Origin of the sequence: Sphingopyxis sp. GW247-27LB (genome assembly GCF_002277025.1) — a bacterium.
Classification (GTDB): Bacteria; Pseudomonadota; Alphaproteobacteria; order Sphingomonadales; family Sphingomonadaceae; genus Sphingopyxis.
Map to the genome: position 1 here is coordinate 55,921 of NZ_NIWD01000013.1, position 24,956 is coordinate 80,876.

Genomic DNA, 24,956 nt, shown 5'->3' on the forward strand with positions numbered 1-24,956 from the left:
TTCATCGGGGCATTTGGGCGTACGGGCTTTCAGCCCTTCATCGCCTGGGCGAAACTGTTGAGACGGGTACGGATGCTGCCGTCGATCAGCTGGCTGCCCAGCTGGACGACGAGGCCGCCGAGGATGGCGGGGTCGACGGTCGTGGCGATGCTGACATCGCGGCCGACACGGGTTTTGAGGTTGGCGGCGAGCGCCCCCAGCTGCTCGGCGCTCAGCGGGTGCGCGCTCGTGACCTTCGCGGTCATCTCGCCGCGGTGCGCCGCGACGATCGCGTCGAAAGCGTCGATCATGCCGGTGAGGTCGGCGAGGCGGCGGTTCTCGGCGAGCACGCCGAGGAACTTGGTCGTCAGCGAATCGAGCTTCATCGCCTTCGCGACGGCGGCCACGGCCTTCGCGGCGTCGGTGCGGCTGACGACGGGGCTGGCGACAAGCGCCGCGAGCTCGGCCGAATCGGCGAGCCCCTGGCGCAGCGCGGCGAGGCTGGTCTGGACGCCGTCGATGGTGTTCGATTCGCGCGCCAGATCGAACAGCGCGCTGGCATAGCGGCCCGCGAGGCCCGCCGTGATGTTGCCCTGAATGCCGCCGGAATTCTCCACGCGCGAAAGTCCTTCTCTAACGATCCCGAGGGGGATGGCTGCGCGGTTTTCATGGCGTCCGAAGATGCCCCCGCTGCACAGTCGCGGCGCGCGTAGCAACGATTTTGCTGCAATGCAAGGCGGGGGGTGGGACTCATCTCGCTATCCTCTCGCCGTTCGCGCCCCGCCACCGCGGGGGCAGGCTCCGAGCTTGTCGAAGGGCCGTTCTTTCTTCATTGGTCATCGGAAAGAAGAACGGCGCTTCGACACGATCAGCGCGAACGGAAATTGGGAGAGGAAGCAGATGGGCGAGATGATCCGGATGACGATGGACGACGGCGCGGAGATCGCGGTCTATCACGCCCAGCCCGAGGGCGAGCGCCGCGGCGGGCTCGTCCTGATCCAGGAGATTTTCGGGGTTACCGACCATATCCGCGAGCTATGCGACGAATATGCCGCCGATGGCTATGAGGTGCTGTCCCCCGCGCTGTTCGACCGCGAGCATCCGGGGTTCGAGAGCGACTATTCGGGGCCGCAGTTCGAGCGCGCGGTCGAACTGGCGCGGACGCTCCACCCGTTCGAGCAGAGCCTCAAGGACGCGCAGACCTGCATCGACGCGCTCAAGGGCAAAGGTCCCGTCTTCATCACCGGCTATTGCTATGGCGGGTCGGTCGCGTGGCGGATGGCGCAGATCAGCCCCGACCTCGCGGCCGCGTCGGCCTATTACGGCAGCCTGGTGCCGACGCAGTTCACCGACGAGGCGCCGCAATGCGCGACCATCGCCCACTTCGGCCGCTATGACGCCGGCATTCCGATGGAAGGCGTCGAGGCGCTGATCGCGAAGGATCATCCGACCGCGCAGGTCTTCGTCTATGAGGCGGGGCACGGCTTCAACAGCGACCGCCGCAAGGATTATCACGAGCCGAGCGAGACCCTCGCGAAAGAGCGGACGCTGATGCTGTTCAAGGCGTGCGGGGGATAGGGGGCGAGACCCTTATTCCTTCGCGGCGGCGGACGCCGCCTGCTTCGCCGCCGGGCCGCCGAGCTTCTGGCATTCGTAGACCAGCCGCTCGTTGGGGGTCGGCGGCAGCGCGCTCTTGATCGCTTCCTGCTGGGTGGCGAAGGCGGCGAGCGCCTCGGCGTCGGCGGTGCAGCCCTTGATCGTCGCGCCGGCGCGGATCTCGCGCGCCTTGGCCATCGTCTCGGCGTCGAGCAGATAGCGGTCGACGCGATATTCCTGCCCGGCGGGGTCGATCGACGCGATGGTCACCGTCGCTTCCTCATTGGGAACGAGGATGCGCTGCCAGCGTCCGTCGGAGCCTTGCGCATATTGGGTGCGCTGGTTGACGCAGCCGCCCCTGCCGAGCGTGACCGGCACGTCGTTGGTCGACGACACGGTGATGCGGCTGCGGTTCGGCTGGATCGTGCAGAGGAAGCTGCCCTCGGCGAGCGCCGGGATCGCGGGCGTCGCGGCGGGGTCGGCGGCCGCATCGTCGGCGACGTCGGCGTGCGCGTCGGGGCGGGTCAGGAACAGGATCGCCGCGATCAGGATCAGCGCTGCGCCGCCCCCGCCCGCGATCTTCGCCTGGCGCAGCTTCTGCTGGCTGTAGAAGAGCAGCCCCGCGCCGCCGCCGAGCGCGCCGAGGACGAAGAGCACCCCGGCGAGCGCGATGCGATTCTCGCGCGAGGCCAGCGCGGCGTCGTTCGCGCGCTGCAGCTTCGCTTCGCGTTCGAGCTTCGCCGCCGCGGCCTTGGCGGCATTCGCTTCGGCGGTGGCGCGCGCTTCGGCATCGGTCGCGGCGCGGTCGCGCTCCGACGCTTCGGCGAGCGAGAGGCAGGGGGTGCCGACGCTGGTGTAGTCCTGCCGCGCATCGGCGAGGAAGCGCGCGATCTCGCGCACCGAAATCGCGAAGGCGAAGGGCGAATCGCCATCGTCGGCGCGGGTGATGAAGGTGTTGATGCCGACGATGCGCCCGCACTGGTCGACGAGCGGCCCGCCTGAATTGCCGCGCGAGATCTTGGCGGTGTGGACGAGCGTCGCGATACCGTCGACGCTCTGGGTGTTCGATATATTGCCCTCGCTGCGCACCGGGGTGCGCGGGGTGATATAGTCGGCGGCGCTGCGCGCGGTCGCGAGGTCGACATTGCCCGGATAGCCCAAGGCGACGACATCGGCGCCCGAATCGAGCGGACCGGTGTAAATGGCGGCCGACGGCACGCGTCCCTCGGTGATCTCGATCAGCGCGAGGTCGCGCTTGGTGTCGATCGCGATCAGCTTGCCGGCATAGCTTTTCTGCCCCTCCGACGGGACGACGCCGAGCGCGACATTCTGCGGATATTTGGCGGCCGATTCGACGACATGCGCGTTGGTCAGGATGCGCGTCGGGGTGAGCGCGATGCCGCTGCCGTGGCCGAAGCCGACGACCTCCCCCTCGACCATCGCGACGGTGACGACGCGGACGACGCTGCGCGAGACCGCGCTGATGTCGTCGGCGGCGCGCGCCGGCAGGGTGAGGGCGAAAAGGGCGAGCAGCAACGTGATCAGGCGGGTCATGGGGCGACCCTAATCGCTGAGGCGGCGAAGGCAAGCGCGCCCGGGTCGGACCCTAGATATAGGGGCCCCATATCATCATCCAGGCCCCGGCACTACCGATGAGAATGACGATGCCGCTGAGTAGCAGAAGCGCTGCGATGCCCGCCTTGGCCCTTGGCGTTCCGCGCGCGCCGACGCGGAGATAGAGCTCCGTCACGGCAAGCGGCAGCAGCGAATTGGCAAAGGCAAGGAAGAGGTCGAAGGGACCGTCCATCGCCCGGCCGATCCCCGCGCCGCCGGTCGCGATGCCCCAGGCCATATAACCCACGCGCATGAACCATACCGCGCTTGCGACCGCGAAAAGACGCAGCGCCCAGCGGCGATGCTCGACAAAGCGGCGCGCACGGGCGGTTCGATAAGCCATGGCGGCGAAAGCCAGGATAAGGAGGGCGTCGAGCGTGATGCCGAACGCGCCCGTCAGATTGAGCCACGTCCCGCGTCCCCAGGTCAGCCACAAGCCGCCGAGCGACAGCATCAACGCGCTGACCAGATAGAGTCGCCCATTCCAGCGGTGAAGGCCGGGCCAGCGGTTGCGGATCGCTGGGACGAGCTGCACCAGCCCGCCGAAAGTGATGATGGCCGCCATCATGACATGCGCGGCGAAGAAGAGATTTCCGCCCGCATCACCCGCGACGAAGCCCTTGATCAGGGGTTTGGTGTTCCATGCAGCGAAATCGCCCGAGAGCGACGAGGGATAGTAGAAGAAGAGGATGAAGGCGGTGAAGAGAAGCTGCCCCGCCGCGATCGAAAGATAGCATAAGGTCGCGGCGCGGGAGAGCCAGTCGATGCGCCGCGCGGAACGGGCGGGCGCGAACGATGCGTCGACGGTCGCCATGAGCTCTCCTTCGAATCGGCGCAAAGATGTCCGAGATCCATAGGTGAGTCAATGATATAATACAGTAATACACTCAGGCTTGGTGCTTTGAACGCAAGCATCGGGACGCATCGATCGGCGCGGCGTGGCAGAGGGGATGCAAGACGAGAAAGGACGACGATATGACCTATGCCATTACCGGCCTCGACCCCGAACCCTTCGCGCCGCTGTTCGCGATGAACGACGCCGAACTCGCGGCGCGCGGCGCCCGCCGGGTGACGGCGGACGCCGACCGCGGCTTCCCGTGCCGCATCAGCCTCGACGATGCGCGCGCGGGCGAGGAACTGATCCTGCTCCACCATGTCCACCACGATGTGGCGACACCCTATCGCAGCGCCTATGCCATCTATGTGCGGCAGGGCGTCGCGGCGGCGACCTGGCGCGACGCACCGCCGCCGGTGTTCGCAGGCCGTACGCTCGCGCTCCGCGCCTTCGACGGCGAGGGGATGCTGCGAACCGCGCGACTCGCGGGGCCGGGCGAAGCCGACGGCGCGATCCGCGACCTGTTCGCGGACCCCGCCACTACCTATATCAACGCGCATAACGCCGCCTACGGCTGTTTCGCCGCGCGGATCGAAAGGGACGAGCCATGAGCTTCGCCACGATGACCGACGACGAGCGCTGGGAGGCGATGCGCCGCCGCGATAAAGCCCATGACGGGCGCTTCATCGTCGGGGTGCTGACCACCGGCATCTATTGCCGGCCAAGCTGCGGCGCGCGTCAGCCCTTGCGGGCGAACGTCCGCTTTTTTGCCGACGGCGCCGGCGCACGCGCGGCGGGGCTGCGCCCGTGCAAGCGCTGCCTGCCCGACGACGTCGGGCGCGACGAGGCGGCGGTGCTCGCGGCGATCGCCGCGATCAAGGGAAGCGAGGAACCGCTCGCGCTTGCCGATCTTGCGCAGCGCACCGGCTATTCGCCGACCCATTTCCAGCGCGTCTTCACCCGCCACACCGGCCTGTCGCCCGCCGCCTATGCCCGGACGCTGCGCGAGGAGCGGGCGCGCGCGGCGCTGAGCGACGCGGAACGGGTGACCGACGCAATCTATGACGCGGGCTTTTCGGGGCCGTCGCGCTTTTACGGACATATGGAGGGACGCATGGGTATGACGGCTTCGGCTTGGGTGAATGGCGGCAAGGGCGCGACGATCCACTGGGCGGTCGTGCCGACGAGCCTCGGCGACATGCTGGTCGCGGCGACCGACAAGGGCGTGTGCCGCCTGTCGTTCGCCGAGGGGCGCGAGGCGCTGGAGAACCGCTTCCCGGCCGCGATGCTGGTCGAGGGCGGCGCCGAGTTCGAGGCGCTGCTGAAGGAAGTCGTCGATGCGGTCGAGACGCCCGCGCAGGGCTTCGATCATATCCCGATCGACGTGAAGGGCACCGCCTTTCAGGAAGCGGTGTGGCGCGAGCTCCGGAAAATTCCCGCGGGCGAGACGCGCAGCTATGCCGACATCGCCGCCGCGGTGGGCAAGCCCAATGCGGTGCGCGCGGCGGGGAGCGCCAATGGCGCGAACAATGTCGCGGTGCTGATCCCCTGCCACCGCGTCGTGCGCAGCGACGGGTCCTTGGGCGGCTATGCCTATGGCCTCGACATCAAGGACGAGTTGCTGCGCCGCGAATCCGCGCCCGCGCAGCGCCGCCTCGGCGAATTCTGAAAAAGGCGCGCGTCATGCAGGGCAAGGAAGCCGCTTTCGCCATCTGGCGCGCCTTTGCGACGCGCGATGCCGACGCGATTCGCGCGGTCCTGACCGAGGATGTCGAATGGCGGGCGCCGCCGCGCAACGCCACGGCGATGGCGTTGGGGGTGACCGATCATATGATCGGCCCCGACGCGATCATCCGTTTCATCCTCGAGGATTTTCCGAGGCTGTTTTCCGCTGGCATGCGGGTCGAACCGATTTCGGTGACCGCCGAGGGCGAGCGCGTCGTGTTCGAGCAGCGGCAGAGCGCGACCTTGGCCAACGGGCGTCGCTATGCGATCGATTATGTCTTCATCTTTGAAATGAAAGGGACGCGCGTCCATCGTATCCGCGAGTATATGGATACGCAGGGCGGCCGTGATCAGGTCTTCGGTTCGGCGCCGGCCGGCCAGATCGTCTGAGGCGCAAATGCCATCCACATCGAACCCATGGGAGTTGTCGCATGACTGACAAGATTGCCGAATTCCGCGCGCTGCATGTTCCGGGCGACCCGCTGATCCTCGTAAACATCTGGGACGCGGGAAGCGCGAAGGCGGTCGCCGCGGCGGGCGCGAAGGCGATCGCGACCGGCAGCTTCGGCGTCGCGGGCGCGCAGGGGCGGGCCGACGGCGAGGATTTTCCGATCGAGGATGTGTTCGAGAATCTGGCGCGCATCCTGTCGGTCACCGACCTGCCCGTCACCATCGACATGGAATCGGGGTACGGTGCCGATGCCGCGGCGGTCGGCGTCTCGGTCGGCCGGGCCCGGGCGGCGGGTGCGGCGGGGATCAACATGGAGGACCGGCTGCCGGGCGCGAACGAGCTGCTTCCTATCGGAGAGGCGGTCACGCGCTATCGTGCGGCGGCCGACACCGGGCTTTTCGTCAATGCGCGCTGCGATGTGTTCCGCGGGGCCGATGCGGCGAAGGACGGCGAGGCGCTCGTTGCCGCGACGCTCGAACGCGCGCGCGCCTATGCCGACGCCGGGGCGGGCGGGCTGTTCGTGCCCTTCCTCGCCGACGTGAAATGCATCGGTGCGATCTGCGAGGGCTCGCCGCTGCCGGTCAATATCCTGCGCGGCAAGGGCGGCCCGACGCACAGGGAGCTTGCTGGATTGGGCGTCGCGCGGATCAGCCACGGGCACCAGCCGTGGGCGGCGGCGATGGCGTGGCTGACCGGGCAGGCGGAGCAGGTGCTGGGCGGGGACGAGCCGGATTATTGAGAAGAGGGCAAGCGCCCGATCACTCACGAAATTCGTCATTGCTTCGCTTCGCTCGCAATGACGGAGTCGCTTACTGCGCTTTCGCACCCTCCGGCCGCGCTACCGCGTACATTTCCTTCGCGATGGTCTTCATCAGCGCCATCCGGTCGTCGCCCTCGCTGTAGAGGTCGAAATGGGTGCGGCCGGGGACGAAGCGGAACGAGGATTTCGCGCCGAGCCCGTCGAGCACGACCTTGAGGCGGCGCGCCGGCCCGTCGAGATAGAAGGTGTCGGCATCGCCGACGATCAGGTGGATCTTGCCGTCGAGGTCGGGCCGGAGACGCGTCCAGTCGCGCGCGACGATGTGCGCGATGTCGTAATGGTCGCGCCAATAGCCGGCGACCGCGGGATCGATTTTGCCGGTCGCGCGGTCGAACAGCGGGCACGGGCGCCCGTCGGGGCAGCGCGGCGAGAAGACCCAGTCGAAGCTCGCGAACTGGCCGCCATAGGCGCCGAGCGCGGCTTCGAGCTGCGCGAACTGCTTCAGCGTCGCGATCACCTTGCCCTTGTCGCGGATCAGCGGGAAATCCTGCCCGTCGGCGCCGGCATAGGCATTGGCGTTCGCGGCATAGATGTCGATATTGGTGAAGTCGTGGAAGTCGCTGGCGTCGGGCGCGGTCGGCCAGGTGCCGCCGAAGACCTTGGGATAGGCGACCTGCAGCCACAGCGTCGACCAGCCGCCCGAGCTGTGGCCGTTGAGGAAGCGTCCCGAGGCGCGCGCGTCCATGCGATATTTGGCTTCGAGCGCGGGGATCGCTTCGGTCGTCAGCGCCGCGCCCCACGGGCCGTTGTTCGCCGAATCGGCGAATTCATGCGTGCCGGTCGCGACATGATGGTCGAGGATGACCCAGATCATCGGCGGCATCTCGCCCCTCGCCATCATCGCCGCGACGCCCGCGGCGTTCATCTTCGCGCTGTCGAGGGTGCTGCCGAAGCCGCCGTCCGAATAGGCGGTCGGATAGGTGCCTTTCCCCTCCTTGTAGCCCGGCGGCAACGCGACCCAGCCCTTGATCGAGGTCGCGCGGCCCGAGAAACCGGTCATCAGCTTCGACGGGATGTCGACCGCCTCGACATTCTTCAATCCCGCTTCGACCTCGGCGCGCTTGTCGGCGGGGAGCGACGCGAGCCGCGCATCGAAACCGCGCGCCGGGATTTCGGTTGACAGCGTCAGCGTCGGGACCGGGCCGGGCAGCGCCGCCTCGACCACCGCCGAGACGAGGTCGCCGGGGCCGCGCCCGCCGTAATTATAGTCGTGGTTGCGGTCGAGCACCGCCTGCAGCCGATAGGTGCCGGGGGCGAGCTTCGACCAGGCGGTCGGGAAGGCGTCGGCTTCCGTCCCGACAAGCGCGGGGGTGCCCGGGGCGAGATGCGCGACCTCGAGCGCGGCGACCGCGGTGCCGGTCGGGTCGAAGGGCGAGGTGTCGACCTCCTCCTGCGGCTTGGCGCCGGGCTCGACCCTTTGCGCGAAGACGAGCAGGCGTCCGCCCGCCTCGCCGCCGAGGTCCTTCGCCGTGACCACCGGCACCGCGAGGGGCGCGGGGTCGGCATGGACGGCGCCCGGCGCGGCGAGCGTCAGGGCGATGGCGGGGACGAGGAGCGAAAGCGCGCGGCGCGATGCGGAACCGATCATGCGACGAGGTCTAGCCGCGCCGCACCGCGTGTAAAGGGCGTTGGACGAAAGCCGCGCTACTTCTCGCCTTCGTCGTTCATCTTCTTGAAGATTTCGGCGATCTTGGTGCGCGCCTCGTCGAGCTTCTTGTCATCGATCGCCTTGACCACCGCGAGGAGCAGATTCTCCTCTTTGCCTTCATGCCCCTGGAAGGCGATCGGCGCGATCACCGTGCGCGCGAGATCGCCCTTGCCGTCGTCGAGCAGCTGACGGGTCAGGAGCAGGCGATACTGCGGATCGAAGGAGGCTTCGGGATAGACCTGTTCGAGCGCGGTTACGGCCGGCGCCGGGATCGCCTCGCCCGCTTCGCGGAAAGAGAGATAATAGCCGACCGCCGGGCGCGGATCGAGTTCGTCGAAGTGGCGGGCCTTGATGAAATAGGGCCGCGCCTTGGCATAGGCGCTCTTGTCGGCCTTGCCGCGGCCCATGAAGACATTGGCCTTGAGAAGATTGGCGAGCGACGATTCGGGATCGAGCTTGAGCGCGCGGTCGGCCGCGGCGTCGGCGGCGTCCCAGTTGCGCGCGTCGATCTGCGCTTCGCCGACCCAGAGCTGCGCCGGCAGGCTGTCCGAAAAGGCCGCGTCCTTGCCCGCCATATCGCTGGCGACGTCGCGCGCCTCCTTGCGGTCGACCCCGCGCTGCGAGCGCATATGGTCGCGGATCAGCGCTTCCTCGGCCGCGCTCAGGCGGCGCATCGTCACCTTGGGCTCGACATAATTGCCCGGCTTGACGTCATAGCCGAGGAAGGGGCCGCGCTTGTAGCGGCGCACTTCCCTTTGCAGCGCATCGAGGTCGCCGAAGACGCGTTTCGCGGCGGTCAGGCTGTCCTCGCCGCTGTTGAGCGCCTTCAGATAAGCGAGAAGCTGCCCCTTCCGCTCGGGCGCGAAGTTCAGATAGTGCGAGAGCAGCCAGCCGAAGGTGTAGGACTGATACTGCTGCATGCCGCTCAGCGTAGCCTTGGTGTCGAACAGGCGGGCGAGCGGGATGTCGGGCAGGGCGTTGAGCGCCGCGCCGCGCGCCTGCGGGACGTCGCCGACGTGGAAGCTGCCGTCGTCCATGAAGCGGATCGTGCTGTAGAGCTCGGCCGAGCCTTCGGTATACCATTGCGGATAGGCGGTGCTGAAGTTCGACAGCATGAAATGATGCGTATATTCGTGGAGCAGCACCGTCTTGATGTCGAGGCGGGGGCCCCGTTCGATACCCTTGCTCGTCGCGATGCGCTCGCGCGCCGGGACGAAGGCAACCGGATTGCCCGCGCGCGGAATATAGAAGCCCGCGATGCCCGATCCCGACGCGTGGGCGAAGACCGCGATATTGTCGGTGTCGCCGGTGCGATAGACCTTGACCCGGTTCGCCGCGCCGACCTCGGGCCCTGGGACCGGCATGCCCTGGAGCGTGCGCAGCGCATTGTCGAAGCGTTCGAGCAAGGCCGCGAATTTCTCGGCATCGCTCTGGTCGCTTTCCGAATAGACGACGAAGTGCGAGGTCTGCGCTTCCCACCATTCGGCGCGCGCCGCCGGGCTGGCGAGCATCGCCAGCATCGCTGCCATTGCGCCCAGAAGCCGCGCGGCTCCCCGCTTCCATGCCGTCCCCGTCACCGTCCATATCCCCCTTGGCTGTTCCTCTGCGGCGCAGCATAGCGGGCGCCGCCGCGCCTTCAAGTCCTTGGGTTCAAACGAAGCTGTAGGGATCGACGTCGATCGCGAGCCGTGCCTTCGCCGGCCAGTCGATGCGCCCGATCCAGTCGCGGATCGCGCCCTGCAGATCGAAGCTGCGCGGGGCGTGGAGGAGGAGGCGGAAGCGATGGCGCCCGCGCAGCATCGCGAGCGGGGCGGGGGCGGGGCCATAGATGGCGAGGCCGTCGGCGACGGGCGCCTTCTGTCCCAGCCGCTGCGCGACGCCGCGCGCGACCTCGATATCCTCCGACGAGATGACGAGCGCGGCGAAGCGGCCATAGGGCGGCGCTCCGGCCTGCCGCCGCGCCGCCGCCTCGGCGGCGTAGAAGCCTTCGCGGTCGTTCGCGACGAGCGCGGCCATGACGGGGGCGTCGGGGACGCGCGTCTGGATCAGCACCTCGCCCGGCTTGACCCCGCGCCCGGCGCGCCCCGCGACCTGCGCGATCTGCTGAAAAGTGCGTTCGGATGCGCGCAGATCGCCGCCGTCGAGCCCGAGGTCGGCGTCGACCACGCCGACGAGAGTGAGGTTGGGGAAATGATATCCCTTGGTGACGAGCTGGGTGCCGATGATGATGTCGACGAGCCCGCCCTCGACATTGTCGACGAATTCGGCGGCCTTGGCGGGCGACCAGAGCGTGTCGGAGGTGACGATGGCGGTTCGCGCCTCGGGAAAGCGTGAGCTCACCTCGTCGGCGACGCGCTCGACCCCGGGGCCGCAGGCGACGAGGCTGTCCTCGTCCTCGCATTCGGGGCAGAGCCGCGGCGGCGGCATGACATGGCCGCAATGGTGGCAGGCGAGGCGGTGGACGAGCCGGTGCTCGACCATCCAGGCGGTGCAGTGCGGGCACTGGATGCGGTGTCCGCAGGTGCGGCAAAGGGTCAGCGGCGCGAAGCCGCGGCGGTTCAGGAAGAGGAGGCTCTGCTCGCCCTTGCCGAGCCGATCGGCGAGCGCGTCGACCAGCGGCGGCGCGAGCCAGTGGCCGCGATCGGGCGGGTCCTGCCGCATGTCGATCGCCGCGAGGTCGGGCAAGGTCGCGCCGCCGTAGCGGGCCGGGAGGATGATGTGGCGGTAGCGCCCCGCCTCGACCATCGCGAGGCTTTCGAGCGCCGGGGTCGCGCTCGCGAGAATCACCGGCAGTCCCTCGAAATGCCCGCGCATCACCGCGACGTCGCGCGCGTGATAATGGACGCCGTCCTCCTGCTTGAAGCTCGTCTCGTGCGCTTCGTCGACGACGATGACGCCAAGATTGCCATAGGGCAGGAACAGCGCCGAGCGCGCCCCGACGACGATCTTCGCATCCCCGCTGGCGATCGCGTGCCACGCGCGGCGGCGCTCGGTGGAGCGCAGGCCCGAGTGCCAGGCGACGGGCTCGCAGCCGAAGCGTGCCGCGAAGCGGGTCAGCATCGGTTCGGTCAGCGCGATTTCGGGGAGGAGGACGAGCGCCTGCTGGCCCGCATCGACCGCGGCGGCGATCGCCTCCATATAGACTTCGGTCTTGCCCGATCCGGTGACGCCGTCGAGGAGCAGCGTCTCGAACCGCGCGGCGGCGACGGCGCCGCGAAGCTCGTCTGCCGCCGCCGCCTGTTCGTCGGACAGGTCGGGCGGCGCGAAGGCTGGGTCGGGTTCGGCGTAGGGCGCGTCGGCCGACACGCTCACCGCCTCGAGCGCCCCCGCCTGGACGAGCCCGCGGATCACGGCGTCGCTGACCTCGGCGAGCGCGGCGAGCTCGCGCACCATGCCTTGCCGGCCGCCAATCTTTTCGAGCGCCACCGTGCGCTGCGGCGTCATCCGCGCGGGTCGTTCGCCGGTCGCGCGATATTCGACGATCGGGCGGCGGGCGTCGGCGAAGGCGGCGCCGGGCAGCACCATGCGCAGCACCGCGCCCGGCGGCGCGAGATAATAGTCGCTCGTCCATTCGACGAGGCGGCGCAGCGGCGCGGGCACGGGCGGCACCGGCACGACCTCGTAGAGGTTGCGGAGGCGATTGTCGCCGACAGCTTCGGGGGCGCCGAAGCTCGCATCCTCCCACACCACACCGCCCATCCGCCGCGGCCCGAGCGGCGCGACGACGACGCTGCCGAGCGGCGCTTCGCTTTCGCGCGGGACGCGATAGTCGAGCGGGCCGAGAGCGGCGGTCAGGAGAAGGACGCGGGCGCGGGTCATGGGGCTGGGCAGGATATAGGGCGCTGCCGGAAATAGGAAAGCGACGGTTTGAAGAGTCGTCGCCCCCGCGAAGGCGGGGGCCGTTGTCGGCGTAGCGCGAGGCCGCCAGCGGCCCCCGCCTTCGCGGGGGCGACGGTCAGCTTGCCGCCAGCGCCGCCGTCTTCATCGCCCGCCTCGCCGGTTTCGGGCGGCGGAACCAGAAGGTCCAGACCGCGAAGCTGCCGAGCATGGTCAGCGACAGGCCCGAGATCGTCAGCACGAGCCGCCAGCCGAGCCCGCCGACCTTGCCCGCGTGGAGCGGATAGGCCTTGTTGAACGCCTGCGCGCCCGGCGCCATCGCCAGCGCGTCGCGCGCGCCGAGGACGCGGCCGGTGCCGGCATCGAACCACAAGGTCGTACGCCCGTTGGGCAACCATTCGGCCTGCTGGCGCATGCGGAGGCTGATCGGCTCGCCGGGCTTGCGCGGCAGGCTGAGGATGCGGAATTCGGCGCCCGGAAAGCGCCGCCGCGCCTCGGCGAGCATCGCGGCATAGTCGGGCTTCGCGGCGAGCGGCCCGCTTTCATATTTCGGCGGCTCCATCGACTTCACGGTTTCGGCGACCGATCCGAAGGGGGCGACCATCGCCATCGCGAAGGGGCGGAAGATCATCATCGTGCCGGTGACGAGCGACAGGAGGAGCAGCGGCGCGACGATGACGCCCAGGTCGCGGTGGTGCGTGACGATGGCGGGGCGGCTCATCCGCTTCGGCCACAGGCGGAGGCGGAAGGTCTTGCGGGTGCGCCACCACAAGATCACGCCCGAGATCACGAAGAAGAGGCCGCACAGCCCCGCAGTGCCGATCACCCATTCGCCGCTGTCGCCCGCGAAGAGATGGTGATGGAAATCGAAGATCCAGAGCTCGGGCCGCTCCCACTGGCTCGCCCAGCGCGCCATGACCTGGCCCGACTGATCGGCATAGAAGCCGGCGCCTTCGCCGATCTTGAAGCGCCCCTGATGCAGCCCGAAGCCGTCGCGGGCATAGACGATGCCCTGCGGGCCGCCCGGCAGCGCCATGATCGCCTCGGTTGCGGCGGTGACGCTCGCAAGGTCGGTGCGCAGCGGATCGCCCGCGTGGGCGACGCCGATCCACGCATCCTTGTGGAGCAGGATCGTGCCCGACAGGCCGAGCAGCGCCAGCACGAGGCCGATCAGGCCCCCGGTCCAGCGATGCAGCGTGTCGAGCAGTTTCACGGGGCTAGAACCGGTAATCCCAGCCGAGCGTGAAGGTGCGCCCGCGTCCGGCGAAGTTGAAGAAATTGTCGGTCGGGCGCTGGGTGTCGCTCGCGTAGCTGATATATTGCTCGTCGAACAGATTCTGCACCGCGAGGCTGATGCCGCCGAGGCTGGTCTGATAGCGGACGAAAGCGTCGGTCAGCGTATAGCCTTCGAAATCGTTGCGCGGGTCGCGGCCCGGCCCGCGGAAGCTGCGCGACAGATAGAATTGCGTCTGCACGCGCGCCGAGACGGGACCGCTGGCATAGGCGGCGGCAAGGTTGAGCCGGTCGGGCGAGATGTTCGCGCCGTCGAGGTCGGTGTCGACCGCGCCGTCCTGATCCGCGTCGAAACGGCCGTCGATATGGGCATAGCCCGCCGAGACGGTCAGCCCGTCGATCGGCAGCTTGACCGCGAGATTGACCTCCAGCCCCTCGATCTCGACGCGCTGGCGCACGACGTCGAAAATGCCGTCGGGCCGCGCGATCAGCAGCTGTCCCTTGGTGCTCGTCGACCAGAAATAGGTCGCGCTGGCGTTGAGCGGCCCGCGCTTCACCTCGACCCCGATCTCGCGGTTGTTCGAGACGATCGGCGCGATGTCGAGATAATTGTCGATATCGACCCCCGCGACCTTCACGGCGCGGGTGATACGGCCGATGTCGGGCACCGTATAGCCCTCGGCATAGCTCGCATAGGCGCGGATGCCGGGGGCCGGCTCGACGATGACGCCGCCGTTGAGCAGCACATCGTCGAAGCTGGGGCTGCCGCCCGCGACATCGACGCCGCCAAAAGTCGCCTCGTCGCTGCCATCATAGGTGTTGGCGGCCAGCGTGTGATAATCGGCGATCTTGATCTTCACATTCTCGTAGCGCGCGCCGCCGGCGAGGCGGACGAGGCCGTCGGCGAGCTTGAGATTGGCCTGACCGAAGGGGGCGAAGCTGCGGAAGTCGCTCGGCGGCACCCACGCGCGATCGGTCGCGATCAGCCGTTGCTCGGTCGTGTCCCACAGCGCGTCGAAGCCGGCGATCAAGGTCAGTGCCTCGAAGCCGGGAACCGCGCGCTCATAGCTCAGCTTGCCGCCGATCTTGCGGCTGCGGTTCTGCGACTGGTCGAACAAGGTGCCGACCGGCGCGATCGCGGGGTCCTGGAAGCTCGCGATCGGATTGGGCTCGCCGCCGAAGGTGTCGCGGCTGCGGTTCCAGAAGATCTGGCTGACGAAATTGCCGCCGCCAAGGTCGGTGTCGGTCAGCGACAGCGCGACGCTTTCGGTGCGGTTGGTCGCGGGCACGCCGGGCGGCACGCCGGGCTCGGCGCTCGTCGGCAGTCCGCCGATCTTGTCGCCCGCGACCGGGGCATAGTCGCCGTCGCCCTCGAGCTCGAAGCGGCTCGCGATCAGGTCGAGCCGCATCGTGTCGGTCACCGCGTAGCCGAAGCGGCCGAAGAACGAGAGCGCCTTCGAATCCATCGTCTCGCCCTGCGTCAGGTTGATGCCCGCCGGGCGGCCTTCGCCGTCGCGGAACAGGCCGCGCAGCTCATAGGCGGCGCCGACCGAGGCGTCGAAGCGCCCCGCCTTGTACTGGACGAGGCCCGCGGCCTTGCCGCCCATGCCGGCATCCGAAAATTCATTGTCGGCCGTCGCCTGCAGCAGCGCGCGGCCGGTGACGCCCTCCTGGGTCGGAGCGCCGACGGTGACCTGGTTGACGATGCCGCCAGTGCCGCCGATCCCCTGCAGCGCGTTCGATCCGAAAATGACCTCGACCCGGTCGATGAAGAAGCCGTCGATGGTGAAGCCGTCGCGGCTGCCGTCGCGCATCGGGGTCGATTGTGGAATGCCGTTGATCGCATAGAGCGGCGCGCGGCCGCGCAGCGTCTCGCCCGCCCCCGACAATTTCTGCCGCGTCGGCGAGAAGCTGGGGGTCAGCGTCGCGACGGCGTCGGTGACCGATCCCGAAATGGCGACCTGCTGGTCGAGCGCCTCCTTGCCGATCACGTCGATCGTCAGCGGTAGCGCATTGGGCGGCAGGATCGAACGCGTCGCGGTGACGACGATGCTGTCCGCCTCGCTGCCGGCGGCGTCCTGCGCGAAAGCGGGCGAGGACAGCGCGGTGCAGGCAAGCGCGGCGGCGACCAATTTGCGATTCATTCTCATCTCCTGTTCCGGAGCGGCCGCTAATGCGAGCGATTTGCAGATGCAAGGTTTTTCGGCTCGCTCTTGGAAAGGGATGGTTTCGGCCGATAACAGCCGGCGCCCCCGCCTTCGCGGGGGGCGACGAGTTATGCAACATCCGCTCCCACCCCAAAGCCGGCATCGCCCTAAAGGGTGACGCCGCCCCCAAAACCGCGCTATCAGCCCGAGCATGCGGGAAAAGGAATTGCGGTTCGCCCTGATTTGTTACGGCGGCATCAGCCTCGCCGTTTACATGCACGGCATCACGAAGGAAGTGTGGCGGCTCGCCGCGGCGTCGCGCGCCTTTCACGACGGCGAGGCGATCGCGGGGTCGGGGGGCGTCTATCGCGACCTGCTCGCCGACCTTTTGGCAAGCAGCAACGTCCGGCTCCGCGTACTCGCCGACATCGTCGCGGGCGCGAGCGCGGGCGGGATCAACGGCATCTTCCTCGCGCGCGCGCTCGCGACCGGCCAGTCGCTCGATCCGCTTACCGAATTGTGGCTGACCGACGCCGACGTCGACCGGCTGATCGACCCCGACGCGCGGCCGCTGTCGGCGGCGACCAAATTCTGGGCGGTGCCGATCGCCGGCTGGGCGATGAAGCGGCGCGGCAACGTCATCGACCGCACCGTCGGCGGCGCGGCGCAGGAGGAGGTGCGCGCCAAGCTGTCGCGCTTCGTGCGCGCGCGCTGGTTCGAACCGCCCTTCGGCGGCGCGACCTTCTCGAACCTGATCCTCGATGCCTTCGACGCGATGGACGGCGGGCCGCGCGGGCCGGCGCTGGTCCCGGCGGGGCAACCCGTCGACCTGTTCGTCTCGGTGACCGACTTCGCGGGACACAGCATGCCGCTCGCGCTCAACAGCCCGCCGCGCGTCACCGAGCAGGAGCATCGGCTCGTTATCCATTTCCGGCACGATGGCCGCGCGGGCAAACGGCTCGACGATGTTCCCGGCCTCGCCGCCGCGGCGCGCGCGACCGCGAGCTTTCCCGGCGCCTTTCCCCCCTTCACGCTGCGCGAGATCGACGCGGTTCTGGCAAAGCGGGGCATCGACTGGCCCCACCGCGCCGATTTCATCCGCGTCCAGTTGCCGCAGAGCGAAGAGGCCGATCCCGCCGACCGGGTGCTGATCGACGGATCGGTACTCGCCAACGCGCCTTTCCGCCCCGCGATCGCCGCGCTCAAGCAGCGCCCGGCGCGGCGCGAGATCGACCGGCGCTTCGTCTATATCGACCCCAAGCCCGATTATCGCTCGATCAGCTTCAACCGCCACGGCGAGCCCGTCGAGGGCGAGGAGAAAAGGCTGCCGGGCTTCCTGACCACCATCCTCGGCGCGCTCTCCGAAATCCCGCGCGAACAGCCGATCCGCGACAATGTCGAGGCGATCGAGGCGATGTCGCGGCGCATCCGCCGGATGCAGCATATCGTCGACGCGATGAAGGTCGAGGTCGAGGAACAGGTCGCGGCGCTGTTCGGCACCACCTTTTTCCTCGGCACGCCGACCCCGGCGCGGCTCGACCGCTGGCGTTCCAAGGCGCAGACCGAGGCGGCGTCGCGCGCGGGTTTCGCCTATGCGCCCTATGGGCACCTCAAGCTGTCGGCGATCGTCGAGGAGCTCGCTCGATTGATCGACCGGCTGGCGCCTGCCGAGGGCGCGGTGCACCGCGCCAACCGCCGTCAGGCGCTGTGGGACGAGGTGCGCGCGCGCGGACTCGACCGCATTTCGGGCAAGAAGGGCGCGGGGGCGAGTCGCGACGCGATCGATTTCTTCCGCACCCACGACCTCGGCTTTCGCATCCGCCGCCTGCGCTTCCTCGCGCGCGAACTCGACGCCGCGGTCGAGGCGAAGCGCGACGAGCGCGACCCGGCGTGCGAGACGATGCGCGAGGCGATTTTCGCCGCGCTCGGCCTCTATCTCGAGCGCGAGGCCGACAGCTGGCTCGGCGAGCTCGACATTCCCGCCGACGCGGGGCTCGGCGCGTGGATCGACGCGATCGCGGAGCGGCGCGACCTGACCGCGGTCGACAGCGAGGCCGACGTGCTGCTCGCTGCGGCGCTCGGCGCTCTGCCGAAGGACGACCGGCGCACGATGCTGCTCGCATACCTCGGCTATCCCTTTTACGACATCGCGACCTTGCCGCTGCTCCAGGGCGAGGGGTTCGACGAGTTCGATCCGGTCAAGATCGACCGCATCTCGCCCTCCGACGCGACCGCGATCCGCACCGGCGGCGCCGCCGCGATGCTCAAGGGAATCGAGTTCAACAGCTTCGGCGCCTTCTTCAGCCGCGCCTACCGCGAGAATGACTATCTGTGGGGCCGGCTCCACGGCGCCGACCGGCTGATCGACATCGTGGCGTCGAGCGTGACGGGCGACGGCGCGCTGACCGCCGACGCGCTCGCGACGCTCAAGCGGCGAGCGTTCCATGCGATACTGGACGAGGAGGAGGGGCGGCTGCCGAAGGTCAAGGCGCTGATCGCGGAGATCAGGGGGGAGATAGGCTAAATCTCTCGTCGCCCCCGCGAAGGCGGGGGCCGCCGTCGGCTTTGCCCTTCGTCGCTGCGCAAACCTCCAGCGATCCCCGCCTTCGCGGGGCGACGGCTAATCCGTCAGATCGTCCCACATATCCTTGATGCGGCCGAAGAAGCCCTGGCTCGCGGGACATTCCTCGCCGGTCTCGGTCTCGCGGAACTCGGCGAGCAGTTCCTTCTGCCTGGCGCTGAGCTTGGTCGGCGTTTCGACGTCGATCTGGACGACGAGGTCGCCGTGACCGCGGCCGTTGAGCACCGGCATGCCGGCGCCGCGCTGGCGCAATTGCTTGCCCGACTGGATGCCGGCGGGGATGCGGATGTCGTGCCTGGTGCCGTCGAGGCCCGGAATGCTGATCTCGCCGCCGAGCGCCGCGGTGGTGAAGCTGATCGGCGCGCGCGTGAACAGCGTCGTACCCTCGCGTTCGAAGACCCGGTGCCGCGCCATGTGGAGGAAGATGTAGAGGTCGCCCGGCGCCGCGCCGCGCGCGCCGCTCTCGCCCTCGCCCGACAGGCGGATGCGCGTGCCCTCGTCGACCCCCGGCGGAATGGTGACGGTCAGCGTCTTGCGCCGGTCGACGCGACCCTCGCCGTGGCATGTGCCGCACGGATCGGCGATGACCTCGCCCGCGCCCTGGCAGGCGGGACAGGTACGCTCGACCATGAAGAAACCCTGCTGCGCGCGCACCTTGCCGTGGCCGCCGCAGGTTCCGCAGCGATGGGTGGTCGTGCCCGGCTTGGCGCCCGATCCCTCGCACGCGTCGCAGCGCGCGGCGACGTCGACCTGGATCTCGCGGCTGCAGCCGGTGAAGGCGTCCTCGAGCCGGATCTCCATGTCGTAGCGCAGGTCGGCGCCGCGCGCGGGGCCGCGCTGCTGCTGCCGCCCCCCGAACGCCGAGCCGAAGATCGATTCGAAAATATCGCCGATATCGCCGAAATCGGCATTGCCGCCGCCGCCGAAGCCGTTCGAGGCGCCGCGCACGCCTTCCTTGCCGAAGCGGTCGTAGAGCGCGCGCTTCTGCGGGTCCTTCAGGCAGTCATAGGCTTCGTTGATCGCCTTGAACCGCGCCTCGCTGTCGCCGCACCCCGGATTCTTGTCGGGGTGATGTTGCATCGCCAGCTTGCGATAGGCCGCCTTCAGCACCTTGTCGTCGGCGGTGCGTTCGACTTCCAGCAGTTCGTAATAATCGATGTCGAGCGACATGATGCCCCTAACCTCGCTTCCCCTTTCCGCTCGCCCTGAGCCTGTCGAAGGGCCGTTCTTTCCCGAAGAAAGAAGGACGGTGCTTCGACGAACTCAGCACGAGCGGCATAGGGATGAGAGCCTTACTTCTTGTCGTCTTCGACTTCCGAGAATTCGGCGTCGACGACATCCTCGTCGGCCTTGCTCTCGCCGGCATCGGCGCCGGCGCCGGGCGACGCCGCGGCCTGCTGTTCCTTCTCGTAGATCGCCTGGCCGAGCTTCATCGCGACCTGCGCCAGCGCTTGGCTCTTTTCGGTCATCGCGGCGGGATCGCCGCCTTCGACCGCGGTCTTGGCCTCGGCAACCGCCGCTTCGATCTCGCCCTTCAGCCCCGCGTCGACCTTGTCGCCATGCTCTTCGAGCTGGCGCTCGGTCGAATGGATCAGGCTTTCGGCGTTGTTCTTCGCCTCGGCCGCCTCGCGGCGCGTCTTGTCCTCTTCGGCGAACTGCTCGGCGTCCTTGACCATTTGGTCGATGTCGGCGTCGCTGAGGCCGCCCGAGGCCTGGATCTTGATCTGCTGCTCCTTGCCGGTGCCCTTGTCCTTGGCGTGGACCGACACGATGCCGTTGGCGTCGATGTCGAAGGTCACCTCGATCTGCGGCACGCCGCGCGGCGCCGGCGGGATGCCGACGAGGTCGAACTGGCCGAGCGCCTTGTTGTCCGCCGCCATCTCACGCTCGCCCTGGAAGACGCGGATCGTCACCGCCGACTGGTTGTCGTCGGCGGTCGAGTAGACCTGCGACTTCTTGGTCGGGATCGTCGTGTTGCGGTCGATCATGCGCGTGAACACGCCGCCCAGCGTCTCGATGCCGAGGCTCAGCGGGGTCACGTCGAGCAGCAGCACGTCCTTGACGTCGCCCTGCAGCACGCCTGCCTGGATCGCGGCGCCGATCGCGACGACTTCGTCGGGGTTCACGCCGGTGTGCGGCTCCTTGCCGAAGAAGTCCTTCACGACCTCGCGCACGCGCGGCATGCGCGTCATGCCGCCGACGAGCACGACCTCGTCGATGTCGCTCGCGCTGACGCCGGCGTCCTTGATCGCCTTCTTGCACGGTTCGAGGGTCCGCTTGATCAGGTCCTCGACCAGTTTCTCGAGGTCGGCGCGGGTGATCGTCTTGACGAGGTGCTTCGGCCCGTTGGCGTCGGCGGTGATGAAGGGCAGGTTGACCTCGGTCGACTGCGCGGTCGACAGTTCGATCTTCGCCTTTTCGGCGGCTTCCTTCAGCCGCTGCAGCGCCAGCTTGTCGCCGCGCAGGTCGATGCCTTCGTCCTTCTTGAAGCCGTCGGCGAGATATTCGACGATCTTGCTGTCGAAATCCTCACCGCCGAGGAAGGTGTCGCCGTTGGTCGACTTCACCTCGAACACGCCGTCGCCGACTTCGAGCACCGAGATGTCGAAGGTGCCGCCGCCGAGGTCGTAGACCGCGATCGTCTTGTTCTCCGACTTGTCGAGGCCATAGGCGAGCGCGGCCGCGGTCGGCTCGTTGATGATGCGCAGCACTTCGAGGCCTGCGATCTTGCCGGCGTCCTTGGTCGCCTGGCGCTGGGCGTCATTGAAATAGGCGGGAACGGTGATCACCGCCTGCTCGACCTTCTCGCCCAGATAGGCCTCGGCGGTTTCCTTCATCTTCTGAAGGATGAAGGCCGAGATCTGCGACGGCGAATAATCCTCGCCGCCCGCCTTGACCCAGGCGTCGCCGTTGGCGCCCTTGACGATGGTGTAGGGGACGAGTTCCATGTCCTTCTTGGTCATGGGGTCGTCGAAGCGGCGGCCGATCAGGCGCTTCACCGCGAATACGGTATTTTCGGGATTGGTGACCGCCTGGCGCTTCGCCGGCTGGCCGATCAGCCGTTCGCCGTCCTTGGCGAAGGCGACGATCGACGGCGTCGTGCGCGCGCCTTCCACATTGTCGATAACCTTGGGCTTGCCGCCTTCCATCACCGCGACGCAGCTGTTGGTGGTGCCGAGGTCGATCCCGATCACTTTGGCCATAATGTACACGTCCTTGTTGCTTTTGCGGCGCCCTGAAAAGGCACGCCCATCGTTGATCCCTTCACGGGTTTCTGGGCGCGATATAGGTGCGCTAATCCTTGGCACAAGGGCTTTGAGGGCTTATCGGTAACCCGTAATTTACAGCCCTTGCCCGGAGTCCAGCGATGAAGACCTTTGCAATTACCGCCCTCGCCGCCGCCGCGCTGACCCTGTCCGGGTGCGGCGACAATCTGGGCCAGGGGCCGGTGCTGCACGTCGCGAGCGGCTATATCGAAATGGGCGCGACCCCCGACCGCCCCGCCGCGGGCTATTTCACCATCGAGGGCGGGCCGCGCGACGTCGCGCTGATGGCGGTCAGCTCCGACCTCGCCCAGCGCGTCGAGATGCACGAAAGCGTCAAGGAAAACGGCGTCGTGTCGATGAAGCCGCTCCTGAGCGCGCCGGTTCCCGCGAAGGGCAAGCTCGAATTCAAGCCGGGCGGCAAGCATCTGATGATCTGGAACATCAACGGCGCCGCGGTGCGCGCGGGCAAGCTGCCGATGATCTTCGTCTTCTCGAACAACAACAACGAACGCATCCTGTTCGACCTGACGATCCGGCAGGCGCCGGGGGCGGACGGCGCGAGCGGCGCGGCGATGGATCATGGCGCGATGGACATGGGTGGCGCCGGCAAAGCCGCGGACAAGGGCGCGGCGGACGCGGCGAAGAAATAAGCGCGCGTGCCGCGCCCGTCGCGCGCCCTGACGGCCGGCGAGATCGCGCTCGCCCGCAGCGTGTTCGGCGCAGCGATCGACTATGCGCGGGTGCGCGTGTGCCACCACAAATGGGCCTTCTTCCAGCCCCGGCGCGTGGTGATGGCGCCGATGGGCGCGCTCCATTTCCACCCGCACGGCGACCTCTATGCCGAGGATTTCAGCGCCGCCTCGCAGGCGCTCCAGGGCCTGTTCATCCACGAGATGACGCACGTCTGGCAGGCGCAGACGCGCGGGCGCTGGTATCTGGTGCTGATGCGCCACCCCTTCGCGACCTATAGCTACAGCCTCAAACCCGGCTGGCCGCTCCATCGTTACGGCCTCGAACAGCAGGCCGAGATCGTGCGGCACTACTGGCTGCTGACCCAGGGCGTGACGGTCGGCGGCGCGCCGGGGGTGGAGGCGTATCGCGCGATGCTGCCGTTTGTGTCCGCGACCTGAAAACCACTAGCCAAGCCCCCGGCGTTCATTCTATGTTCCGCGCATGGATATGGTCTCGCTGCTCGTCGCCCTTGTCGCTCTCGCCATCGGCGCGCTGATCGGCTGGCTGTTCGCGGGACGGCAGGCGGGCGGGCTAAAGGCCGAACGCGACGGGCTCGCCGAGCGGTTCAAGGCGGCGGTGACCGACCTCGCGGTCGAGGCCGAGGCGCGCAAGGCGGCCGATCTGCAGCTTTCGGCGTTGCTCGCCGAGCAGAAGGCGCGCGATGCCGCGCACTACGCGCAGATCGCACAGCTCAGGGACGCGCAGGCGGCGCTGATGAAGGGGGACAGGAGTAATTGAAGTGGGGCCGTTGGCGGGAATATCCGGGATTGGGCGGGATTTGGCGGGCCGAAGTGGCGGAAATCCGGGGCGCTCGCGGTATGCTCCAAAAATTGGCGATCGCGGAGCTGTGTCTATAGCGGTGGTTAATTTCGGCAGGACGTGACAGGAGCGTTTTTAGTCGGGCGCTTCCGAGAAGGGCGCGCCTCAAGAACCCTCTCAGCGGCTTCTAAATGGCGGGAAAGCGCGTTCTTAGAAGATCGGGCATCCTATCCTATCCGGGGCGAAGCACATTAAATCCTGTGTTCGACCCCATCGTGAACCGGGCAGAAAGTTGCCCAGTTCCGTTCGCGGCGAAATCGGCGGATATGCGCGGCCGGCGCCCAAATCGGCGCGAGCAAGATAATTACAAACTGGGGGCGTTTTTCGGGCGGCGATCAGGAGGGCCAGAGGCCAACCAGGAAGGCGACCAGGCCGTAGAGGGTGACGGCGGCCGGGACGAAGACGTGATACCATCGGAGCGGCCGAGCGGCCGGCAGGCGAGGGTCGGGCCAGTCGCGGGGCATCAGTCGGGCCGCTCGACGAGGCGGGCGCCGACGAACCAAAAGACCGGCGCGCGGGGAATGGGGTCGCGGGTGGCGTGGCCCTCGGCGATCGCGTCCTCGATCGCCTGGGCGCGATCGCCGCGCCAGGGCGTGACGCGCCGGCCGAAGAGGAAGACGGCATGGCGCGAGCCGGGGCGGCGTTCGGACGCCCAGGCGAAGGGATCGGGCTTCATGCGGCCAGCCCCTTCCGCGCGGCATCGCGCAGGGCAATTTCGACCTGCACGGTCGGCTCAATCCCGACGGCGCGAAGGACGCCGCGCAGGGCGGTCATCAAATAGGTGGTCCGGCAGTAGCGCGCCGTTTCTTCGCTCGACTGGCTGGCGTGCGGGTCCTGCATCATGCGCCAGAAATGATCGAAGGGCTCCCGGTCGCCCTTGCTGTGGGCATAGCAGACCGCAAGCGCGAGCCGCGCGGCAGGATGGGGTCGCGCCGGCGCGGCGTTCACGCGCTCAACCAGCTCGGCGAGCGTCACCAGTGCCAGCCAAAGAATGCGGTCTGGGAGCGTCGCCATCAATCAAAACCGAGGCGCTTTCTCTCTCGGTCCACGGCAATGAGGAAGCCTGCCGTCTCATTGTGAAGGCTTGCGGTGTCGATCCCCGTCACTGCTTCACCGAACAGCCGCATCCGCCACGAATAGTCGCTGTCGCCGCTACTCGCGGACAATGCCTCCAAGTCTTCCCGAGGCAGCTCGGCGATGGCGTCCTCAAAATAGGTGCACCCATATCCCCGACAGCTAACATCGGTATCGAGCCGCTCGATCGGCACGGTCTTTAGCTTGCCGTCGATCAAATAGGTCATTCTGGAGAGGCGCAGGGGGCCTCGCGACGAAGTCGAGCGCAAATAGAGCTGATATGTCGTCTTTCCGGTTTCCTTGTCGATCAACGCCCTGAAGAACTTGTCATCCGCATTGCCTTTCAGGAAGGGCTCAGTGGAAACCCAGACACCGGGATCAAGCGCGTCGGTTCCCCTGACGAGCGTTCGAAGAGATGCTTCTTCCGCCGTGAGCGCCATCGCCTCTCGCTCCGGCTTCGACAGCTTGGCTGGCGCATCCTGGGCCATTGTCGGCATCGCCAACGCGGCCGCTAGAGTTATGGAAATCAGCGATCTTCTCATTGCCCCTCCCTCCTACTGAACTATTTCCATCGGCGGCTCTGCCTTCCGAGTGATAAT

General features: G+C 68.0%; 22 protein-coding genes. 9 read left to right on the forward strand and 13 right to left on the reverse strand.

The features are described 5' to 3' along the window. Positions 1 to 29 precede the first annotated feature (29 nt). Positions 30 to 596 (reverse strand): F0F1 ATP synthase subunit delta, encoded by a 567-nt coding sequence (locus tag CD928_RS17285; RefSeq protein WP_095388339.1) that lies wholly within the window; start codon positions 594 to 596, stop codon positions 30 to 32. A 283-nt stretch (positions 597 to 879) separates the two neighbouring features. Here CD928_RS17285 and CD928_RS17290 point away from each other — a divergent pair, with 283 nt between their 5' ends. After that, the gene (locus CD928_RS17290; protein ID WP_095388340.1) at positions 880 to 1,557 is read left to right on the forward strand and encodes a dienelactone hydrolase family protein; all 678 of its coding nucleotides are present in this window, start codon (positions 880 to 882) and stop codon (positions 1,555 to 1,557) included. A gap of 12 nt (positions 1,558 to 1,569) precedes the next feature. Here the strand turns inward: CD928_RS17290 and CD928_RS17295 are convergent, their stop codons facing one another. Continuing rightward, on the reverse strand, positions 1,570 to 3,129 hold the full coding sequence (locus CD928_RS17295) for a S1C family serine protease (protein ID WP_095388341.1): 1,560 nt from the start codon (positions 3,127 to 3,129) through the stop codon (positions 1,570 to 1,572). A gap of 52 nt (positions 3,130 to 3,181) precedes the next feature. Beyond that, a complete protein-coding gene (locus CD928_RS17300; RefSeq protein ID WP_095388342.1) occupies positions 3,182 to 4,003 on the reverse strand; it encodes a DUF2306 domain-containing protein in 822 nt (273 codons plus the stop codon). 161 nt (positions 4,004 to 4,164) lie between these two features. Here CD928_RS17300 and CD928_RS17305 point away from each other — a divergent pair, with 161 nt between their 5' ends. Genes CD928_RS17305 through CD928_RS17320 form a run of 4 tightly spaced genes read left to right on the forward strand, consistent with a single transcriptional unit; the run spans position 4,165 to position 6,939 of the window. Next, entirely contained in the window at positions 4,165 to 4,635 is a 471-nt protein-coding gene (locus tag CD928_RS17305) for a DUF1203 domain-containing protein (RefSeq protein ID WP_095388343.1), read from the forward strand. After that, positions 4,632 to 5,693, forward strand: coding sequence for a bifunctional DNA-binding transcriptional regulator/O6-methylguanine-DNA methyltransferase Ada (gene ada / locus CD928_RS17310; RefSeq protein ID WP_095388344.1), 1,062 nt, complete (start codon positions 4,632 to 4,634; stop codon positions 5,691 to 5,693). Before CD928_RS17305 ends, ada begins: the two co-directional genes overlap by 4 nt. Before the next feature lie 14 nt (positions 5,694 to 5,707). After that, positions 5,708 to 6,139: a nuclear transport factor 2 family protein gene (locus CD928_RS17315; protein WP_095388345.1), complete on the forward strand. Its 432-nt coding sequence runs from the start codon at positions 5,708 to 5,710 to the stop codon at positions 6,137 to 6,139. Positions 6,140 to 6,180: 41 nt separating this feature from the next. Continuing rightward, complete coding sequence (locus tag CD928_RS17320; RefSeq protein WP_095388346.1) at positions 6,181 to 6,939, forward strand: isocitrate lyase/phosphoenolpyruvate mutase family protein; 759 nt, start codon at positions 6,181 to 6,183, stop codon at positions 6,937 to 6,939. 70 nt (positions 6,940 to 7,009) lie between these two features. Here the strand turns inward: CD928_RS17320 and CD928_RS17325 are convergent, their stop codons facing one another. The 5 genes from CD928_RS17325 to CD928_RS17345 all read right to left on the reverse strand — a co-directional run bounded on the left by CD928_RS17325 (position 7,010) and on the right by CD928_RS17345 (position 15,882). Continuing rightward, positions 7,010 to 8,608: an esterase family protein gene (locus tag CD928_RS17325; RefSeq protein WP_095388347.1), complete on the reverse strand. Its 1,599-nt coding sequence runs from the start codon at positions 8,606 to 8,608 to the stop codon at positions 7,010 to 7,012. 56 nt (positions 8,609 to 8,664) lie between these two features. Beyond that, a complete protein-coding gene (locus CD928_RS17330) occupies positions 8,665 to 10,245 on the reverse strand; it encodes a hypothetical protein (RefSeq protein ID WP_141237189.1) in 1,581 nt (526 codons plus the stop codon). 73 nt (positions 10,246 to 10,318) lie between these two features. Further along, positions 10,319 to 12,487: a primosomal protein N' gene (locus tag CD928_RS17335; RefSeq protein WP_095388349.1), complete on the reverse strand. Its 2,169-nt coding sequence runs from the start codon at positions 12,485 to 12,487 to the stop codon at positions 10,319 to 10,321. Positions 12,488 to 12,623: 136 nt separating this feature from the next. Continuing rightward, positions 12,624 to 13,718, reverse strand: a complete 1,095-nt coding sequence (locus tag CD928_RS17340; RefSeq protein ID WP_095388350.1) for a PepSY domain-containing protein — start codon at positions 13,716 to 13,718, stop codon at positions 12,624 to 12,626. 4 nt (positions 13,719 to 13,722) lie between these two features. Next, positions 13,723 to 15,882: a TonB-dependent receptor gene (locus tag CD928_RS17345; RefSeq protein ID WP_095388351.1), complete on the reverse strand. Its 2,160-nt coding sequence runs from the start codon at positions 15,880 to 15,882 to the stop codon at positions 13,723 to 13,725. 214 nt (positions 15,883 to 16,096) lie between these two features. On the opposite strand from CD928_RS17345, the gene CD928_RS17350 reads away from it, so the two are divergent. Then, complete coding sequence (locus CD928_RS17350; protein WP_095388352.1) at positions 16,097 to 18,409, forward strand: patatin-like protein; 2,313 nt, start codon at positions 16,097 to 16,099, stop codon at positions 18,407 to 18,409. 96 nt (positions 18,410 to 18,505) lie between these two features. On the opposite strand, the gene dnaJ is transcribed toward CD928_RS17350, so the two are convergent. Both dnaJ and dnaK read right to left on the reverse strand, forming a co-directional pair. Next, positions 18,506 to 19,636: a molecular chaperone DnaJ gene (gene dnaJ / locus CD928_RS17355; RefSeq protein ID WP_095388353.1), complete on the reverse strand. Its 1,131-nt coding sequence runs from the start codon at positions 19,634 to 19,636 to the stop codon at positions 18,506 to 18,508. Between the two features lie 122 nt (positions 19,637 to 19,758). Continuing rightward, a complete protein-coding gene (gene dnaK / locus CD928_RS17360; RefSeq protein WP_095388354.1) occupies positions 19,759 to 21,669 on the reverse strand; it encodes a molecular chaperone DnaK in 1,911 nt (636 codons plus the stop codon). A gap of 164 nt (positions 21,670 to 21,833) precedes the next feature. On the opposite strand from dnaK, the gene CD928_RS17365 reads away from it, so the two are divergent. Genes CD928_RS17365 through CD928_RS17375 form a run of 3 tightly spaced genes read left to right on the forward strand, consistent with a single transcriptional unit; the run spans position 21,834 to position 23,202 of the window. Next, positions 21,834 to 22,382: a copper chaperone PCu(A)C gene (locus tag CD928_RS17365; protein WP_095388355.1), complete on the forward strand. Its 549-nt coding sequence runs from the start codon at positions 21,834 to 21,836 to the stop codon at positions 22,380 to 22,382. A gap of 6 nt (positions 22,383 to 22,388) precedes the next feature. Then, the gene (locus CD928_RS17370) at positions 22,389 to 22,862 is read left to right on the forward strand and encodes a vgr related protein (protein WP_095388356.1); all 474 of its coding nucleotides are present in this window, start codon (positions 22,389 to 22,391) and stop codon (positions 22,860 to 22,862) included. Between the two features lie 43 nt (positions 22,863 to 22,905). Further along, positions 22,906 to 23,202, forward strand: coding sequence for a hypothetical protein (locus CD928_RS17375; protein ID WP_255247228.1), 297 nt, complete (start codon positions 22,906 to 22,908; stop codon positions 23,200 to 23,202). A 544-nt stretch (positions 23,203 to 23,746) separates the two neighbouring features. Here the strand turns inward: CD928_RS17375 and CD928_RS17380 are convergent. The 3 genes from CD928_RS17380 to CD928_RS17390 are packed head-to-tail and all read right to left on the reverse strand — an operon-like array spanning position 23,747 to position 24,899. Continuing rightward, positions 23,747 to 23,959, reverse strand: coding sequence for a hypothetical protein (locus tag CD928_RS17380; protein ID WP_095388357.1), 213 nt, complete (start codon positions 23,957 to 23,959; stop codon positions 23,747 to 23,749). Then, a complete protein-coding gene (locus CD928_RS17385; protein WP_095388358.1) occupies positions 23,956 to 24,297 on the reverse strand; it encodes a hypothetical protein in 342 nt (113 codons plus the stop codon). The genes CD928_RS17380 and CD928_RS17385 overlap by 4 nt, the downstream gene beginning before the upstream one ends. Beyond that, positions 24,297 to 24,899: a hypothetical protein gene (locus tag CD928_RS17390; protein ID WP_095388359.1), complete on the reverse strand. Its 603-nt coding sequence runs from the start codon at positions 24,897 to 24,899 to the stop codon at positions 24,297 to 24,299. The genes CD928_RS17385 and CD928_RS17390 overlap by 1 nt, the downstream gene beginning before the upstream one ends. Positions 24,900 to 24,956 lie beyond the last annotated feature (57 nt).

Excerpts from the sequence above, each read along its gene's own strand:
- CD928_RS17290 (WP_095388340.1), top strand. The coding sequence starts at position 880 with ATGGGCGAGATGATCCGGATGACGATGGACGACGGCGCGGAGATCGCG.
- CD928_RS17295 (WP_095388341.1), bottom strand. The coding sequence starts at position 3,129 with ATGACCCGCCTGATCACGTTGCTGCTCGCCCTTTTCGCCCTCACCCTG.
- CD928_RS17300 (WP_095388342.1), bottom strand. The coding sequence starts at position 4,003 with ATGGCGACCGTCGACGCATCGTTCGCGCCCGCCCGTTCCGCGCGGCGC.
- CD928_RS17305 (WP_095388343.1), top strand. The coding sequence starts at position 4,165 with ATGACCTATGCCATTACCGGCCTCGACCCCGAACCCTTCGCGCCGCTG.
- ada (WP_095388344.1), top strand. The coding sequence starts at position 4,632 with ATGAGCTTCGCCACGATGACCGACGACGAGCGCTGGGAGGCGATGCGC.
- CD928_RS17315 (WP_095388345.1), top strand. The coding sequence starts at position 5,708 with ATGCAGGGCAAGGAAGCCGCTTTCGCCATCTGGCGCGCCTTTGCGACG.
- CD928_RS17320 (WP_095388346.1), top strand. The coding sequence starts at position 6,181 with ATGACTGACAAGATTGCCGAATTCCGCGCGCTGCATGTTCCGGGCGAC.
- CD928_RS17325 (WP_095388347.1), bottom strand. The coding sequence starts at position 8,608 with ATGATCGGTTCCGCATCGCGCCGCGCGCTTTCGCTCCTCGTCCCCGCC.
- CD928_RS17335 (WP_095388349.1), bottom strand. The coding sequence starts at position 12,487 with ATGACCCGCGCCCGCGTCCTTCTCCTGACCGCCGCTCTCGGCCCGCTC.
- CD928_RS17345 (WP_095388351.1), bottom strand. The coding sequence starts at position 15,882 with ATGAATCGCAAATTGGTCGCCGCCGCGCTTGCCTGCACCGCGCTGTCC.
- CD928_RS17350 (WP_095388352.1), top strand. The coding sequence starts at position 16,097 with ATGCGGGAAAAGGAATTGCGGTTCGCCCTGATTTGTTACGGCGGCATC.
- dnaJ (WP_095388353.1), bottom strand. The coding sequence starts at position 19,636 with ATGTCGCTCGACATCGATTATTACGAACTGCTGGAAGTCGAACGCACC.
- dnaK (WP_095388354.1), bottom strand. The coding sequence starts at position 21,669 with ATGGCCAAAGTGATCGGGATCGACCTCGGCACCACCAACAGCTGCGTC.
- CD928_RS17365 (WP_095388355.1), top strand. The coding sequence starts at position 21,834 with ATGAAGACCTTTGCAATTACCGCCCTCGCCGCCGCCGCGCTGACCCTG.
- CD928_RS17375 (WP_255247228.1), top strand. The coding sequence starts at position 22,906 with ATGGATATGGTCTCGCTGCTCGTCGCCCTTGTCGCTCTCGCCATCGGC.
- CD928_RS17380 (WP_095388357.1), bottom strand. The coding sequence starts at position 23,959 with ATGAAGCCCGATCCCTTCGCCTGGGCGTCCGAACGCCGCCCCGGCTCG.
- CD928_RS17385 (WP_095388358.1), bottom strand. The coding sequence starts at position 24,297 with ATGGCGACGCTCCCAGACCGCATTCTTTGGCTGGCACTGGTGACGCTC.
- CD928_RS17390 (WP_095388359.1), bottom strand. The coding sequence starts at position 24,899 with ATGAGAAGATCGCTGATTTCCATAACTCTAGCGGCCGCGTTGGCGATG.